Source organism: Pseudomonas sp. JS3066, from assembly GCF_036328175.1.
Taxonomy (GTDB): domain Bacteria; phylum Pseudomonadota; class Gammaproteobacteria; order Pseudomonadales; family Pseudomonadaceae; genus Metapseudomonas.
Map to the genome: position 1 here is coordinate 265,652 of NZ_CP143312.1, position 16,818 is coordinate 282,469.

Genomic DNA, 16,818 nt, shown 5'->3' on the forward strand with positions numbered 1-16,818 from the left:
CCGGGCCGTCAGAGACTTCAGAGAATATTGAGCGGGTATTCGATGAAGGCGCGAACTTCATTGAGGTCCGGGCCCACGTCGTTATCGGCACGGTAGATAGAGTTGCGCAGCTTGAACGACAGGTCCTTGGCCGGGCCGTCCTGCACCACGTACTTGAACTGGTTGAACAGCTCGCGCTCGGTGCCGTCGTTCTCGCCACCGGCAACGATGTCGGTGCCGCGCACATAGGCAATCTTGTAGGTCAGACCGGGGACGCCGTAGCCACCGAAGTCCAATTCGTAGCTGACCTGCCAAGACTGCTCGTCCTCCAGGTTGAAGTCCGAGTAGTAGGAGTTGGCCACGTAGATGGTGCTGCCGCCGTCGCCAAAATCATAGGCGTAGCCGGTATCGCCGGTGTTGCGCTGGTGGGCGAGGATGAAAGCGTGGGCGCCGATGCTGTACTTGGCCGCCAGGCTCCACAGGGTGTTCTTGTCGTCCTCACCGTCGCCGCCGAGTGCGAGCGCAGCAACGGAGCCATCGTCGTACTTGGTGCGGTAGATGTTGAAGTCGAAGTTCAGCGCCTGTTCATCGGTAAAGGGAATGTTGTAGTTCAGGTTGGCGTAGTACTTCTTGAACATGTCTTCCACGTCGGAGTGGTAGAGCGCCAGGCTGAAGTTGTCGCTCACGAGGTAGCTGCCGCCGATAACGTCGATGCTCTTCAGGTGATTGGGGTCGCGGGCCGGGTCGCCCATGGGGCTGTCCCCGGTGAAGCGGCCGACGTTCAGTTCCAGGCCCTCGATCTCCTTGCTGGTGAGCAGGGTGCCGGTGAACGCCTGGGGCAGCAGGCGGCTGTCGTCATGGGCCAGAACCGGCAGGGTGGGGAACTGGTTGCCGTACTTGAGCACGGTGCTGGAGAAACGCAGTTTCACCACGCCACCGGCCTCGGATAGGTCGTCTACCGGATGGCCATCGCTGTCGGTGTCGAAGAAGGCGGCATAGTTGCGGCCGCGACCACTGTCCAGTTTCACGCCGAGAAGGCCGTAGGCGTCGACACCGAAGCCGATCGTGCCCTGGGTGAAGCCCGATTCGAAGGTGCCGATGAAGGCCTGGCCCCAACTTCTGGCATCCCTGGCGCCATCCTTGAAGTCGCGGTTGAAGTAGGCGTTGCGCAGCAGCAGGGTTGCGTCGGCGTCTTCGATGAAACCCTTGGCTTCGGACTGTTCACTCGCTATGGCAGGAAGGCCGAGTACAGCGGAAACCGCTAGCGCCAGGGCGCTCAGTTGGGTCGCTTGCATCGCGTTGCTCCTGATGGTGTTCGTGGCTGCCGACTTCTGGGACGGCTTGATTTGTGTCTAGCCGACGAACGGGAGCCACGCGCGGCGCGGCGACCAGTGGTGCAGAGCGGTTGCGACGCGGCGCGTCAGTGGTGATCGGTGGCCAGGAGGAAATTGCCCGCCAGGGCGCTGTCCGGTTCGCCAGCCAGCGAGGGCACCTCGGCCTCGTCCTTCAGGTTCACTCCGGACAATTGGCGGCGGCAGGCCTCGCGCATCAGGTAGAGCAGGCGGTGGGCGGCCATGCCGTACGACAGGCCTTCCAAACGCACGTTGGAAATGCAGTTCCGGTAGGCATCGGTCAGGCCGACTTTGGGTGCCCAGGTGAAGTACAGCCCGAGGCTGTCGGGCGAGCTGAGACCAGGGCGTTCGCCGATCAGGATCACCACCATCTTCGCGTTGAGCAGTTCGCCCACCTCGTCCGCCACTGCCACCCGGCCCTGCTGAACCAGCACCACGGGCGAGAGCGACCAGCCTTCCGCTAGCGCCTGTTCTTCCATGCGTTCGAGGAAGGGCAGGCTATGGCGTTGCACGGCGAGGGCGGAGAGGCCGTCGGCGACCACTACCGCGAGGTCATAGCCACCGGGATTAGTCCGTGCATGCTCCTGTAGTTTCTCGCGTGAGGCCGCGTCCAGGCGCCGACCGAGGTCCGGTCGCTGCAGATAGGTGTCGCGGTCCTTGGCGGCGCTGTGCAGCAGCAGCGTGGCGCGTCCGCGCTCATCCAGTCGGGCGACAAGTCCGTCATGGTCGAAGGGCAGGTGTACCGCGTCTCGTGCCTGGGCGTGGGCGTACTGGAAATTCAGTTGCGCATGGGTGGGCAGGCTGATGCCGGCGCGACCCAGCGCGATGCGTGCCGGAGTCAGGCGGCGCAGTTCTTCCCAGGGGTTGGCGGTGTGGCCGGAATGGGGGCGAGGCGTCTTCATCCATTGCTCCTTGAGTTCAGGCCAGTCGCGCAATGGCCTGGCGGAAGGCCGGCGGAAGCTGGTCGCCGAGGATCACCCGACCGTCGCTCTGCACCAGGATGCCCATGCGCTCTAGCCACAACTCGAACTCAGGGGCCGGCTTCAGGCCCAGGCTCTGGCGGGCGTAGAGCGCGTCGTGGAAGGACGTGGTCTGGTAGTTGAGCATCACATCATCGGAGCCCGGGATGCCCATGATGAAGTTGATGCCGGCGACACCAAGTAGCGTCAGCAGGGTGTCCATGTCGTCCTGGTCGGCTTCGGCGTGGTTGGTGTAGCAGATATCGCAGCCCATGGGCACGCCGAGCAGCTTGGCGCAGAAATGGTCTTCCAGGCCGGCGCGGATGATCTGCTTGCCGTTGTAGAGGTATTCCGGGCCGATGAAGCCGACCACCGTGTTCACCAGGAATGGATTGAAGTGGCGGGCCACCGCATAGGCCCGTGCCTCGCAGGTCTGCTGGTCGACGCCGTGGTGGGCGTTGGCCGACAGTGCGCTGCCTTGACCGGTTTCGAAGTACATCAGGTTGTTGCCCAGGGTGCCGCGCTTCTGCGAAAGGCCCGCCTCGTAGCCTTCCTGGAGGATTTTCAGGCTAATGCCGAAGCTGGCGTTGGCCGCCTCGGTACCGGCGATGGACTGGAACACCAGGTCCAGCGGTACGCCACGCTCGATGGCGGCAATGGAGGTGGTGACGTGGGTCAGCACGCAGGCCTGGGTGGGAATCTCGTAGCGTTGGATGATCGCGTCGAGCATTTCCAGCATGGCGCAGATGGAGGAGATGCTGTCGGTGGCCGGATTGATGCCGAGCATGGCATCGCCGTTGCCATAGAGCAGACCGTCGAGAATGCTCGCGGCGATCCCCGCGGGTTCGTCGGTCGGGTGGTTGGGTTGCAGGCGGGTGGAGAGTCGGCCGCGCAGGCCCATGGTGTTGCGAAAGCGCGTCACGACACGAATCTTTTGCGCCACCAGCACCAGATCCTGCACACGCATGATCTTCGACACGGCGGCGGCCATCTCCGGCGTCAGTCCCTTGGCCAGGACGCGGAGGCTGGACTCGTCGGCATGCTCGCTGAGCAGCCAGTCGCGGAAACCGCCGACGGTGAGGTGGCTGACCGGTTCGAAGGCGACGCGGTCGTGGCTGTCGATGATCAGCCGGGTGACTTCGTCTTCTTCATAGGGAATCAGCGCCTCGTCGAGGAAGTGCTTCAAGGGGATGTCCGCCAGGGCCATCTGCGCAGCGACGCGCTCGCCGTCGCTGGCAGCGGCTACGCCGGCCAGGTAGTCACCGGAACGGGCCGGGCTGGCCTTGGCCATGACTTCCCGGAGGCTCTCGAATCGCCAGGTCTCGCCGCCGACGCTGTGGGAAAAACTACTCACTCGAAGCTCTCCTTGGTGAGGCGCCCCAGTCTTCTTGCACTGGGGCGCGGGAGGATCAGGCGCGGTTCAGCAGGGCATCGACCGGTGCGCTGGCGCGATGGTGGGCGGTGAACTGGAAGTAGATATACCCCGCCGCCATGAAGCCAAGGAAGATGAATCCGATCAAGGTATTGAACCACGCCATCGCCAACAGGCAGACCACGGCCAGCACCAGGGCGATCGCCGGTACCACCGGATAGCCCGGCGCACGGAAGGTACGTTCCAGATTGGGCTCACTGACGCGCAGCTTGAACAGGCTGAGCATGCTGATGATGTACATCACGATGGCGCCGAACACGCTCATGGTGATCATCGCGGCGGTCAGCGTCATGCCCTGCAGGTTCACTAGGCCGTCGCTGTAGATGGCTGCGATACCCACCACGCCACCGGCGATGATGGCGCGGTGCGGGGTCTGGAAGCGCGACAGCTTGGCCAGGCCGCGCGGCAGGTAGCCAGCACGCGCCAGGGCGAAGAACTGCCGGGAGTAGCCGAGGATGATGCCGTGGAAGCTGGCCACCAGGCCGAACAGGCCGATCCACACCAGCATGTGCATCCAGGTGGAATCGTTTCCGACCACGGCCTTCATGGCCTGGGGTAGTGGGTCGTTGATGTTGGAAAGCTCACGCCAGTCACCCACGCCGCCGGCCATGATCATCACGCCGATGGCAAGGAACACCAGGGTCAGGATGCCGGCAATGTAAGCGCGCGGGATGGTGCGTTTCGGGTCCTTGGCTTCCTCCGCCGCCATGGCCGCGCCCTCGATGGCGAGGAAGAACCAGATGGCGAAGGGAATGGCGGCGAAGATGCCGGAGATGGCGTGGCTGCCGAACTCATTGGTGCCTGCCCAGCCGTTGACCACGAAGTTGCTGAAGCTGAAGCCCGGTGCGACGACGCCCATGAACACCAGCAACTCGGCCACGGCCAATACGGTGACCACCAGCTCGAAGGTGGCGGCGATGCTGACGCCGAGAATGTTCAGGGTCATGAAGATGAGGTACGCCCCAACGGCTGCGTGCTTCGGGTCCAGCTCGGGGTACTGCACGTTGAGGTAGGCGCCGATGGCCATGGCGATGGCTGGCGGGGCGAAGACGAATTCGATCAGGGTGGCGATCCCGGCGATCAGTCCGCCCTTCTCGCCGAAGGCGCGGCGGCTATACGCGAAGGGGCCGCCTGCGTGGGGAATGGCGGTGGTCAGTTCGGTGAAACTGAAGATGAAGCAGGTGTACATGGTGGCCACCAGCAGCGCGGTGACCAGGAAACCGAGGGTGCCGGCAGTGCCCCAGCCGTAGCTCCAGCCGAAGTATTCACCGGAGATCACCAGGCCGACGGCGATACCCCAGAGATGCAAGGTGCCGAGCGTTGGTTTTAGTTGTGTTGTGCTCATCAGGACTCCTCGCCCGTGGGGGCGTCGTTGGTGGATGACCAGGCTCGATCTTATCCAGCGACCCTCCCCAGGACTTGACCGTGGAAGGTCGTGTGCGGCCTCTGCGGTCAAGTCGTATGGCACTGTTACCCATCGCCCCACGCGTCGTGCCCCAGCACGGGGCGGGTCTATGGAAAATGCCCGGAAATGGCCCGCAAACGCCCAGCTGGAGGGCCTGTGGCGGCGTTGGCAGGAAGCCGGGGCGAGGGCATGGGTTTTGCTTGAATGTCCGTTCAAAAAAGATTCGGTGGACCGTGATGAATCCGTCCCTGTTTTCCAGTGCCAGCCTGCAAGCATCCACCACGAGCAATGTCGGTGTGCTCTCGGCTGCCGCCAGCGGTCTCGACCGCTTCATCACCGGGCAGGGCGGAGACCTGGACCGCATCTTCGGCCGCGCCGGTATCGACCCGGAGCAGTTGCGGCACCCGACACTGAGCCTGGCCCTGACCAACTACTGCCAGGTGCTGGAAGAGGCCGCACGACAGTCCGGTTGCGACAACTTCGGCCTGCGCTATGGCCAGCAATTCCAGCCCCGCGACCTGGGCTTGCTGGGCTATGTCGGGCTGTTCTCGAACACCTTGGAAGAGGCATTGAAGAACTTCGCCGCGGCCTTCCCCTATCACCAGCACAGCACCCTGATCCGCCTGGTGGATTGTGGTGAGTGCTATCGCTTCGATTACCAGGTCCGCCATGGCGCGATTCTCGACCGCCGCCAGGACGCCGAACTGACCATGGGCATGGCGCTCAACCTGGTCCGGCATGCGCTGGGCCGTGACTGGTCGCCGCGCGCGGTGGCCTTCGAACATGAACGTCCCGAGGGCTGGCAGGAACATGCCGAGGCATTCGGTGCGCCCGTGCAGTTCGGCCGGCCCTGCAATTTCCTGCTGGTACCCAAGGGCGATGTGCAGGGCAGGCTGATGCCCGAGCGAGATCCCAATCTGTTGTTCCTGTTCCAGGACGTGATTCGCAGGTTGGGTGAGCAGGGCGCTGGGCCGAACCTGCTGGAAGAAGCCAGCACGCAAATTCGCCTGGCCCTGGCGTTGGGTGAACCCTGCCTGGAACAGATCGCCGAATGTCTGGAACTGACCCCGGCGGGTCTGCAGCGTCGCCTGCGCGAAGACGGCCTCAGCTTCAGCCAACTGGTGGAACAGACACGCCGCGAGCTGGCGCTGCATTACCTGCGTCAACGGCAGCGGCCCATCTCCGAGCTGGCCCCCTTGCTCGGCTACTCCGAAACCAGCGCCTTCTCCCGCGCCTTCCGCCGCTGGTTCGGCGTGAGCCCGAGGCAGTGGCGCGGGGATGAGCGCTGAGGTCGGTGCTTGGGGCTGCCTTGTGTGGGGGCGAACTCATTCGCGAATAAATTCGCTCCCACAGGCGCTGGTCATTGGGGCAGGGCGGAGCAGGCATGAGTCACCCCTCTTCTCTTCAGGGCGAGGGCTAGGGGTGAGGGCGAATCTTTGCGCGGAGTTCGAACGGCAGACCTTCGACCTGTTTGGCAAATGAATTCGTCCCTACAGGGAAGCTCTGTGAGGCGCCCATAAAAAAACGCGGCCGGGGCCGCGTTTTTTGGTTACTTGCCGAGGATCAGAAGAAGCCCAGCGGATTGATGTCGTAGCTCACCAGCAGGTTCTTGGTCTGCTGGTAGTGGTCGAGCATCATCTTGTGGGTTTCACGGCCAACGCCGGACTTCTTGTAGCCACCGAACGCGGCGTGTGCCGGGTACAGGTGGTAGCAGTTGGTCCACACGCGGCCAGCCTTGATGCCACGGCCCATGCGGTAGGCGCGGTTGATGTCGCGGGTCCAGAGACCGGCACCCAGGCCGAACTCGGTGTCGTTGGCGATCGCCAGGGCTTCGGCTTCGTCCTTGAAGGTGGTGACGCCCACCACCGGGCCGAAGATTTCCTCCTGGAACACACGCATCTTGTTGTGGCCTTTCAGCAGCGTCGGCTGGATGTAGTAACCGGTGGACAGGTTGCCTTCCAGTTTTTCCACCGCGCCGCCAGTGAGCACTTCCGCGCCTTCCTGCTGGGCGATGTCGAGGTAGGAGAGGATCTTCTCGAACTGCTGTTGCGAAGCCTGGGCGCCGACCATGGTGTCGGTGTCCAGCGGGTCGCCACGCTTGATGGCTTTGACCTTCTTCATCACCTCGGCCATGAACGCCGGGTAGATGGATTCCTGCACCAGGGCGCGGGACGGGCAAGTGCAGACTTCACCCTGGTTGAAGAAGGCCAGGACCAGGCCTTCGGCGGCCTTTTCGATGAAGGCCGGCTCGGCCTGCATGATGTCTTCGAAGTAGATGTTCGGGCTCTTGCCACCCAGCTCCACGGTGGAGGGGATGATGTTCTCGGCGGCGCACTTGAGGATGTGCGAACCCACCGGGGTGGAGCCGGTGAAGGCGATCTTGGCGATGCGCTTGCTGGTGGCCAGGGCCTCGCCCGCTTCCTTGCCGAAGCCTTGCACCACGTTGAGCACACCGGCTGGCAGCAGGTCGCCGATGAGCTCCATCAGCACGGTAATGCCCAGCGGTGTTTGCTCGGCGGGTTTCAGTACCACGCAGTTGCCGGCGGCCAGGGCCGGGGCCAGCTTCCAGGCGGCCATCAGCAGCGGGAAGTTCCACGGGATGATCTGGCCGACCACGCCCAGCGGTTCGTGGATGTGATAGGCGACGGTGTTCTCGTTGATCTCGGCCGCGCCGCCTTCCTGGGCGCGGATGCAGCCGGCGAAGTAGCGGAAGTGGTCGACAGCCAGCGGGATGTCAGCATTCAAGGTTTCACGCACGGCCTTGCCGTTGTCCCAGGTTTCGGTGACGGCCAGGACTTCCAGGTTCTGCTCGATGCGGTCGGCGATCTTCAGCAGGACGTTCGAACGGTCCTGCACAGAGGTGCGACCCCAGGCATCGGCCGCGGCGTGGGCGGCATCCAGGGCCTTCTCGACGTCTTCGGCAGTAGAGCGGGGGAATTCGGCGATCGGCTGGCCATTCACCGGCGAGGTATTGGTGAAGTACTGGCCTTTGACCGGGGCGACGAACTCGCCACCGATGTAGTTGCCGTAGCGGGACTTGAAGGAAACGACAGCGCCGGGGGTACCGGGTTGGGCGTAACGCATGGTGTTTCTCCTGTCTCTTGTTTTGTTGGAGATAACGCAGGGTGGCGTATGTCTTCCACAGAGCAAGTGCTGGGCCAGGGCGTGGAAAGCACCGTCCCAGAGCGGTTCTTGCGCCGCACCTATAGGGCGAAGGTGGGCGCTTGTGACATGCCTGCCACAGTTGAGGGTGACACTTTGTCACGCATCTGGCACAGCAGGTGACCAGCGGGTCAGGGGGCCATTGCAAAGGCATCGATGCTGGAGGATGCTGCGTCGACGCGAATGCCGTTCCACGGCCCGGGCTGCCTCCCGGAAGCGCGCAGGAGAACAACAACAATGCAGAATTCTCTCAGCCGTCACGCCCAGCAGGTGATGACCCTGGCACAAGGGAAGGCACAGGCCAGCGGGCCGGCTGCCGACCCTTCGATTGCTCGCTCCTGGCTGCGCTGCCTGGAGGACTACCACCTCGATCCGGCCCAGCCGGTGGCACCCACGGTGCTGGAGCACGGGCGCATGCTCGAATGCCGCGAGCGTATGCAGCAGGTACTCGAGGTGGCCAATGGCGAGATGAACAACCTCTACCGACAGCTCTCCGGGGCCGGCCATGCGGTGCTGCTGACCGACGCCCGCGGGGTGATCCTCAACTGCGTTACTGCCCATGCCGAAAGACCCGCCTTCGAGCGTGCCGGGCTCTGGCTCGGCGCCGACTGGAGCGAGTCCAGCGAGGGCACCAATGGCATCGGCACCTGCGTGGTGGAGCGCCAGGCACTGACCATCCACCAGGACGAACATTTCCGCAGCCGCCATACCGGCCTCACCTGTTCTGCCAGCCCGGTGTTCGACCCACAGGGTGAGTTGATGGCAGTGCTGGACGTGTCATCCGCTCGGCACGATGTCTCGCGCCAGAGCCAGTTCCACACCATGGCGCTGGTCAACCTCTCGGCGAAGATGATCGAGAGCTGCTATTTCTTGCGTCGCTTCGAAGGCAAATGGCTGCTGCGCTTCCATTTGCAGGCTGAGTACGTCGGACTGTTCAGCGAAGGCTTGCTGGCATTCGATGGGGAAGGGCGGATCAGCGCGGTGAACCAGAGCGCGATCAACCTGCTGGGGCTGCCCCGCGAACGCTTGATCGATCAGTCGGTGGAGGCCTTCTTCGATTGCCGTCTCGACGATCTGCTCGGCCGCGCCACCCCACAGCCAGTGACCAGCTGGCCGTTGCGCACACGCAATGGTCGGTCCCTGTTCGCCGCCCTGCGCGGTCAGCCACGCACCATTGCACAACCCATTCCACTGGAACCGCCAAAACCGACACGCCCGGGCATCTGCCTCGGGGACGCGGCGCTGCAGAACGATTTCCGTCGCGCGCTGCGCGTGTACGAGCGCGACGTACCGCTGTTGATCAACGGCGAAACCGGCTCCGGCAAGGAAGCCTTCGCCCGTGCGCTGCACCAGGCCAGTTCCCGTGCCGAGCGACCCTTCGTTGCGCTGAACTGCGCGGCCATTCCGGAAACCCTGATCGAGAGTGAACTGTTCGGCTATCGCGGCGGCAGCTTCACCGGCGCCCGCAAGGAAGGCATGCGCGGCAAGCTGCAGCAGGCCGATGGCGGCACCCTGTTCCTCGATGAAATCGGCGATATGCCGCTGGCACTGCAGACTCGCCTGCTGCGGGTGCTGGAGGAGCGCCAGGTCGTACCCATCGGCGGCGAGCCGCTGTCGGTTGATGTGCGCATCATCAGCGCCACCCACCGCGAGCTGGAGGAACGAGTGCGCAGCGGGGGCTTCCGTGAAGACCTGTTCTATCGCCTGAACGGCCTGGTCCTCGACCTGCCGCCCCTGCGTGATCGCAGTGACAAGCCGGAGCTCTTGCATTACCTGCTGGCGGAAGAGGCTCGAGGGACGCGTATCGTGCTTACCGAAGAGTCTCGCCAGGCCTTGCTCGACTACCACTGGCCGGGCAACGTGCGGCAGATGCGCAACGTGCTGCGTACCCTTGCGGCGCTGTGCGAGGACGGCATCATTCGAATTGCCGACCTGCCTCGCGAGGTATTGCGCGCGGCACCCTCAGCGACCGTGCCCGAGCCGGTAGCGAGCCCGCTGGACGACGCCGAACGCAGCGCATTGCTCAATGCGCTGGATAGCCAGCGCTGGCACATGACCCGCACCGCCGAGCAACTCGGCATCAGCCGCAACACCCTCTATCGCAAGCTGCGCAAGCACGCGATTGCGACGCGGGGGTAGAGGGCGGGCCTTCGGACTTGCAGGGAAGATGCTGCGCATCCCTTGGCGAATGAATTCGCCCCCACAACAGGCAAAAAAAGCCCGGCACCTTTTCAGGGCCGGGCCTTTTCACGAGAGGTGCGGGCATCCTTGCCCGCCGGGGGAGGGGCCGACGGCTGACCCCGCTTCCAATCAGTTGGCCTGGGGCATCTCGCCACGGGCCAGGCGCTTGTTGATGTCGTCGATCACCGCCGGCAGGTCGGCGATGGTGTCGATCAGGTAGTGCGGGCGGGAGCCTTCGAACATCTGGCCGATGCGCGCGCGCTCCTGGTCCAGCTTGTCCTTCGGCAGCGCCTTGAACTGCTCGTACGTCAGGCCCAGGGCGTTGCCCGAGCAGGTCAGCGCCACGGTCCACATGCCGGCGCTGCGGCCTTCGAGGATGCCCGGCCAGGTGTCGTCCACCTTCACGCAGGCGGCCACATCGTCGATGCCGAGGGCGATGACGTTGGCCAGGGACTGCGCCGGGTGCGGGCGGCCGTTGGGCACTTCGTCGGTGGCCACCACGTGGTCCGGCGTGTAGCCGTTCTCGCGGGCCAGCTCCACCACCTTGGCCATCACCACCGCCGGGTAGCCGGAGCAGGTGCCGATCTTCAGGCCCTTGCCGCGCAGGGTGGCGATGGCGTCGAGGGCGCCGGGGATCAGCGCGGAGTGCAGGCCGATCTTCTCGATCTGCAGCGGCATGAAGCGCTCGTAGATGGCGGTGACGTCATCGTCGGTGGGCAGGCGGCCGAAGGCGGCGCGGTAGCGTTCGGCGATGGCCGGGATGTTGCAGAGGGTGCGGATGTGGTCCCACTTACCCATACCCATCGGGCCGCGGGCTTCTTCCAGGGAGACCGCGACACCGAATTCGGCGAAGGCCTCGACGAAGATCTGGGTCGGCGCGAAAGAACCGAAGTCGACGACGGTACCGGCCCAGTCGAGGATGACGGCTTGCAGTTGGGTGGGTTGCTTGTAATGCATGGTGATGACTCCAGCGGATTGCAGGTTGGCTAAGGGAATTCAGGTCTTGGCCCCGGCCAGGGCCGGTTGACCGGTTGCCGGGAAGCTTTCCGGCGCGTTCAGGGTTTGCGGGCGGCTGTTCCAGAAGGGCACCAGCATCAGGCTGGCCAGCAGTGCCGCGGCGGTGAACACCACGAATACGGTGCTGGTGTCGAAGTAGCCCGGCAGCAGGCCTCCGAGGATGGCGCCCACCGAGCCGCAACCGTTGACGAAGCCCGCGGCGGTGCCGGCTGCTTCCTGGGTGCCGAAGTCGATGGCGGCGGAGCTGCTGATCATCGAATCCGGTCCGTAGAGGGTCATGCCCATCATGAACAGCAGGCCGACCACCAGGTACAGGCTGCCGCTCTGCATGGCCGGGACGAACAGCGCCAGGCACACGGTGAGGGCGATCAGGCTGAACACGCAGGCTGGCATGCGGCGGGCACCGAAGAGCTTGTCCGACGCGAGGCCGATCAGGATCGGGCCCACCAGGCCAGCCAGTTCGAAGGCGGTGGGGACGATGGCCGAGGCGACCTTGCCGATGGCGGGCATACGCTCGTAGACGATGACCGGACCCCACAGCAGGATGGCGTAGCGCGCCGGCTTCAACAGGAAGTAGGCGAGGCCGAGGACAAGCACGGTGCGGTTCTTCAGCACCTTGCGCAGGGCGCTCCAGTGGCCTTCACGCGGCCCGCTGGTGGCGATTTCCACTTCCACCGGCGCGTGGCCGACGTCTTCCGGTTTGTTGCGCTGCAGGAAGTAGAACAGCACCGCGACCACGCCCACCACCAGGGCACTGGAGATGAACGCCATGCGCCAGTCATGGAACACTTCGTAGGCCCACCAGCCGGCGAAGGGAGTGGCGACCAGGCCGCCGAAGGCGTAGCAGGTGCTCCAGTAACCCAGGACGCGGCCGCGTTCGCCGGTGGCGAAGAAGCTGCCGATGTTCTTGCACAGGCCCGACCAGCCGGTGGACTGCGCCAGACCCTGGACCACCATGCAGGTAGCGAAGATCGGCAGGGTGGCGAAAGTGCCCATGACAACGGCCACCACGGCCGAAATCACCAGGCCGCCGAGTACCACCACGCGCGGGCCGAAGCGGTCGGCGAAGATGCCCCAGGTGAACTGGCCCACGGCGTAGGCGGCCAGGTAGAGGGCATCGAGGTTGGCCATCGCGGCTTTGTCGAGTTCGAAACTTGGGTCTTCGCCAATGCCGAGCTTGGCGACGGAGAAGGCTTTCCGGGTGAAGTAGAAGGCGGCGTAGGCCAGCCAGGTGATGAGGAATATCTGGACACGCCAGCGCTGGAGGGACTTCCAGCCGCTGTGCAAGGCACCTGCGTTGTTGTTCATGGTTTTCTGACCCCGTGTGGGTATGCCGGACAGTGCAAATAGGGAGGTTGTTGTTGTTTTGCTGCTGGGCTGTCTAAACGCACGACCTTGGTCAGATGGCAGCGGTCGTGGCGTCAGGCTGGTGAATGGGATTCGGCGTTAGTCTTGGCTCCTGCCCGGCGCGGCCGAGCGGCTGGTTTACTACGGATATGTTTCAGAAAAAGGTCACCGCACCACGGCCCCGCTACCCGCAGCGGGAACCGTCTCAGGACGGTGGGTGACCTGGAATGGGCCAGCCCTTCGACGTGGGTGGCCGTTTCAACTGCGGGTCATTTCATGTCCACGCCCATCGCCTCGAGGGTGTCGGCGATGGCGCGCAGCAGTTGGCGGACGATGTGTTCGTCGATCTGCCCGATGCAGCCGATGCGGAAGCTCTCGGCGACGGTCAGCTTGCCGGGGTAGATGATGAAACTGCGGGCCTTCAGCTCCTCGTAGAAGCGCTTGAACTCGAAGTTCGGGTGTTCCGGGCTGAAGAAGGTGGTGATGATCGGCGACAGCCACTGGTCGTCCAGCAGGGTCTTGAATCCGATTTCGCGCATGCCGGCGACCAGCACGTCGCGGTTGCGGCTATAGCGCGCCAGTCGGCCAGCTACGCCTCCTTCGGCAGCGTGCTGTTCCAACGCCGCGCGGAAGGCCACCACGCTGTGGGTCGGCGGGGTGAAGCGCCACTGGCCGGTGCGCTCCATGTAGAGCCATTGCTCATAGATATCCAGGGCGAGGGAATGGGCGCGGCCCTTGGCGGCTTCCAGCACCGAGCGGCGGATGATCACGAAGCCGAAGCCGGGGATGCCCTCGATGCATTTGTTGGCGGAAGACACCAGCACGTCGAAGGCGACTTCATTGACGGTCAGCGGCACCGCGCCAAAGGAGCTCATGGCGTCGACGATCAGGCTCTTGCCGTGTGCCTTCACCACGTCGGCGACTTCGCGCAGCGGGTTGAGGATGCCGGAGCTGGTTTCGCAGTGGACCAGGAAGACGTTGGTAACGTCCGGGTTGGCCTGCAGCAGGGCGTCGACTTCATCCGGTTGCGGCGGCAGGTAGTCACCCTTGTCCAGGGTGATGTAGGCGCGGCCGAGGTAGTCGAGGGTCTTGGCGGCACGCTGGCCGTAGGCGCCGTTCATCAGGATCAGGCACTTGCCATCGCGGGGGATGGCAGTGGCCAGGGCGGCTTCTACCGAGAAGCTGCCGCTGCCCTGCAGGGGAACGCAGGCGAAGCTGTCGTCCTGCACGCCAGCCATGGAGAGCAGTTCCTGGCGCACTTCTGCGGTTACCAGGTTAAAGGCGCCATCCCACGAGCCCCAGTCACGCAGCATGGCTTCCTTGGTGGCCTTGGAAGTGGTCAGCGGACCGGGAGTCAGCAGGTAGGGCTCGCCGAGGGCGGGGGCTGCCAGCGGTTGGGCGTTGGTGGGGAATTCGGCTTTGGTCATGGTCGTCTCCAGCGTTGTTCTGGTGAGGGCGCGTTGCGATGGAGAGATAAAACCAATTCCATAAAAATAAAAAAAATCGATTTATAGTATTTCAAATATAAGTTGAGCTTATTTATCGAGGAGCAGGCGAATGGCGGTTTCCCAGGCACAGCTCAAGGCCTTCCACGCCGTGGCGGTGCACGGCAATTTCACCCGTGCGGCCGAGGCCCTGTTCCTCAGCCAACCGGCGGTTTCCGACCAGGTGCGCAAGCTGGAGGAACGTTTCGGCATCCTGCTGTTCCACCGCAACAAGCGCTCGGTGCAATTGACCGACCTCGGCGAACGTCTGCTGACCATCACCCAGCGGCTATTCGCAGCCGAAGCCGAAGCGCAGGAACTGCTTTCCACCTCACGCGCATTGGAGACAGGCAGCCTGACCCTGGCGGTGGATTCGCCCGTTCACCTGCTGGGGCACATAGCGCGCTTCTGCGAGCGTTACCCGGGCATCCGCGTCAGCCTGGTCACGGGAAACAGCGACGAATGCCTGCGCCGGCTGCAGGAGTACAAGGCGGACTTTGCCCTGCTTGGTCGCGTTGTCGAAGACGACAGCCTGATCACACATGTGCTCAGTGCTGATCCGCTGGTGGCGTTCGTGGCCCACTCGCACCCATGGGCTGCGCGTGAGTCGATCGTCCTTGCCGACCTGGAGGACATGCCGATGGTGTTGCGCGAGCGTGGCTCCATGACCCGGCAAATACTCGAGGAAGAGATGCGCCGAGCAGGCATCGCCATCCGTCCGGCCATCGAGGTTGAGGGTCGCGAGGCTACCTTCGAGATGGTCGCTGCGGGCCTTGGCGTGGGCCTTGTTTCGGCGGCCGAGGTGGGGGCCAGTGCCAACGTGCATGTGCTGCCGATCCGCGACTGCCTGCAGCGCATGACGGAGACGCTGGTGTGCCTGCGCGAGCAGGGTTCGCGGCGCATCATCGAGACCTTTTTCGACATCGTGCGGTCGAATCGCGGCTAGCCGGTTCGCTTCATCCTTGTAGGGGCGAATTCATTCGCCAAGGATCGCGTAGCGGTCCGAAGGGAGCGCATGGCAGACCGTCGGCCTGCTCGGCGAATTCATTCGCCCATACACCAGCCTCCTAGGCCCCAGGGGAGGCCGCTGTGCTAACCTGCGACAAGTTTTTTCCGGGCCGGGGCGGCCCGTTTCAGAGGTCATCCATGCATATTCACATCCTCGGCATCTGCGGCACCTTCATGGGTTCGCTGGCGGTGCTGGCCAAGGAACTTGGCCATCGTGTCACCGGCTCCGACGCCAACGTCTACCCGCCCATGAGCACCCAGCTGGAGGCCCAGGGAATCGAGCTGATGCAGGGGTACGAGCCGGCCCATCTGGAACCCGCTCCGGACCTGGTCGTGGTCGGCAATGCCCTGTCCCGCGGCAACCCGGCCGTGGAGTACGTACTGAACAAGGGCCTGCCCTACGTCTCTGGCCCGCAGTGGCTGGCCGACCATGTGTTGCAGGGGCGCTGGGTGCTCGCGGTCGCCGGTACCCACGGCAAGACCACCACCACCAGTATGCTGGCCTGGGTACTGGAGCATGCCGGCATGAGCCCGGGCTTCCTGATCGGCGGCGTTCCGCAGAACTTCGGCGTTTCCGCGCGCCTGGGCGGCACACCCTTCTTCGTGGTCGAGGCCGACGAGTACGACAGCGCGTTCTTCGACAAGCGCTCCAAGTTCGTCCACTACCGCCCGCGCACCGCCATCCTCAACAATCTCGAATTCGATCACGCTGACATCTTCCCCGATCTCGCGGCCATCGAGCGTCAGTTCCATCACCTGGTGCGTACCATCCCTGGCGAGGGGCTGGTCATTCATCCGACTTCCGAAAGCGCCCTCAAGCGCGTGCTGGACATGGGCTGCTGGACCCCGGTGCAGACCACCGGTGAAGGCGGCCAATGGCAGGCACGCTTGCTGGCCGAAGACGGCTCGCGTTTCGAAGTGCTGTTCGAAGGCCAGGTCGCCGGCACCGTGGACTGGGAACTGACCGGCCAACACAACGTCGCCAATGCGCTCGCGACGCTGGCTGCGGCCCGCCATGTCGGCGTGGTGCCGGAGCTGGGAGTCGCTGCGCTGTCCGTCTTCAAGAGCGTCAAGCGGCGCATGGAGAAGGTGGCGGAAGTGAAGGGCGTAACCATCTACGACGACTTTGCCCACCACCCGACCGCTATCGCCACCACCCTCGACGGCCTGCGCAAGCGCGTTGGCGATGCTCCAGTGGTCGCGGTGATCGAGCCGCGTTCCAACTCCATGAAGCTCGGCGCCCACCGCGACGGCCTGCCCGACTCGGTGAAGCTGGCCGACCAGGTGTTCTGGTACGCACCGCCGAACCTCGGCTGGGACCTTGCGGCCACCGTTGCCGGCTCCAGCGTGCCGACCCAGGTGTGTGAATCCCTGGAGTCCATCATCGAGGGCGTGAAGGCCATTGCCGCACCCGGCACTCAGGTAGTGATCATGAGCAACGGTGGTTTCGGCGGCCTGCACGGCAAGCTGGCCTCGGCCCTGGCGGAGTGAG

At 64.3% G+C, this 16,818-nt stretch carries 12 protein-coding genes; 4 read left to right on the plus strand and 8 right to left on the minus strand.

From position 1 onward, the window contains the following. Positions 1-17: 17 nt before the first annotated feature. The 4 genes from SA496_RS01360 to eat all read right to left on the minus strand — a co-directional run bounded on the left by SA496_RS01360 (position 18) and on the right by eat (position 5,070). Complete coding sequence (locus SA496_RS01360; protein WP_120653159.1) at positions 18-1,274, minus strand: OprD family porin; 1,257 nt, start codon at positions 1,272-1,274, stop codon at positions 18-20. 125 nt (positions 1,275-1,399) lie between these two features. Beyond that, on the minus strand, positions 1,400-2,233 hold the full coding sequence (gene eutC, locus SA496_RS01365) for an ethanolamine ammonia-lyase subunit EutC (RefSeq protein WP_120653158.1): 834 nt from the start codon (positions 2,231-2,233) through the stop codon (positions 1,400-1,402). Positions 2,234-2,249: 16 nt separating this feature from the next. Further along, positions 2,250-3,644 carry an ethanolamine ammonia-lyase subunit EutB gene (locus SA496_RS01370; protein ID WP_120653157.1) on the minus strand — a complete coding sequence of 465 codons (1,395 nt, stop codon included), beginning with the start codon at positions 3,642-3,644 and terminating at the stop codon, positions 2,250-2,252. Between the two features lie 55 nt (positions 3,645-3,699). Continuing rightward, positions 3,700-5,070: an ethanolamine permease gene (gene eat / locus SA496_RS01375; RefSeq protein WP_174235606.1), complete on the minus strand. Its 1,371-nt coding sequence runs from the start codon at positions 5,068-5,070 to the stop codon at positions 3,700-3,702. A gap of 293 nt (positions 5,071-5,363) precedes the next feature. On the opposite strand from eat, the gene qhpR reads away from it, so the two are divergent. Beyond that, a complete protein-coding gene (gene qhpR / locus SA496_RS01380; protein WP_120653155.1) occupies positions 5,364-6,416 on the plus strand; it encodes an AraC-like transcriptional regulator QhpR in 1,053 nt (350 codons plus the stop codon). A gap of 274 nt (positions 6,417-6,690) precedes the next feature. On the opposite strand, the gene exaC is transcribed toward qhpR, so the two are convergent. Continuing rightward, a complete protein-coding gene (gene exaC, locus SA496_RS01385) occupies positions 6,691-8,211 on the minus strand; it encodes an acetaldehyde dehydrogenase ExaC (RefSeq protein WP_120653154.1) in 1,521 nt (506 codons plus the stop codon). 315 nt (positions 8,212-8,526) lie between these two features. On the opposite strand from exaC, the gene SA496_RS01390 reads away from it, so the two are divergent. Then, positions 8,527-10,428 (plus strand): sigma-54-dependent Fis family transcriptional regulator, encoded by a 1,902-nt coding sequence (locus SA496_RS01390; RefSeq protein ID WP_330114940.1) that lies wholly within the window; start codon positions 8,527-8,529, stop codon positions 10,426-10,428. 171 nt (positions 10,429-10,599) lie between these two features. Here the strand turns inward: SA496_RS01390 and phnX are convergent, their stop codons facing one another. The 3 genes from phnX to SA496_RS01405 all read right to left on the minus strand — a co-directional run bounded on the left by phnX (position 10,600) and on the right by SA496_RS01405 (position 14,261). Next, a complete protein-coding gene (gene phnX / locus SA496_RS01395; RefSeq protein ID WP_330114941.1) occupies positions 10,600-11,427 on the minus strand; it encodes a phosphonoacetaldehyde hydrolase in 828 nt (275 codons plus the stop codon). Between the two features lie 39 nt (positions 11,428-11,466). Continuing rightward, entirely contained in the window at positions 11,467-12,795 is a 1,329-nt protein-coding gene (locus tag SA496_RS01400) for an MFS transporter (protein WP_153921494.1), read from the minus strand. A 308-nt stretch (positions 12,796-13,103) separates the two neighbouring features. Beyond that, positions 13,104-14,261, minus strand: a complete 1,158-nt coding sequence (locus tag SA496_RS01405; protein ID WP_120653146.1) for a 2-aminoethylphosphonate--pyruvate transaminase — start codon at positions 14,259-14,261, stop codon at positions 13,104-13,106. A gap of 130 nt (positions 14,262-14,391) precedes the next feature. Here SA496_RS01405 and SA496_RS01410 point away from each other — a divergent pair, with 130 nt between their 5' ends. Beyond that, complete coding sequence (locus SA496_RS01410) at positions 14,392-15,264, plus strand: LysR substrate-binding domain-containing protein (RefSeq protein ID WP_153921492.1); 873 nt, start codon at positions 14,392-14,394, stop codon at positions 15,262-15,264. A gap of 200 nt (positions 15,265-15,464) precedes the next feature. Next, entirely contained in the window at positions 15,465-16,817 is a 1,353-nt protein-coding gene (gene mpl, locus SA496_RS01415; RefSeq protein WP_120653144.1) for a UDP-N-acetylmuramate:L-alanyl-gamma-D-glutamyl-meso-diaminopimelate ligase, read from the plus strand. Position 16,818 lies beyond the last annotated feature (1 nt).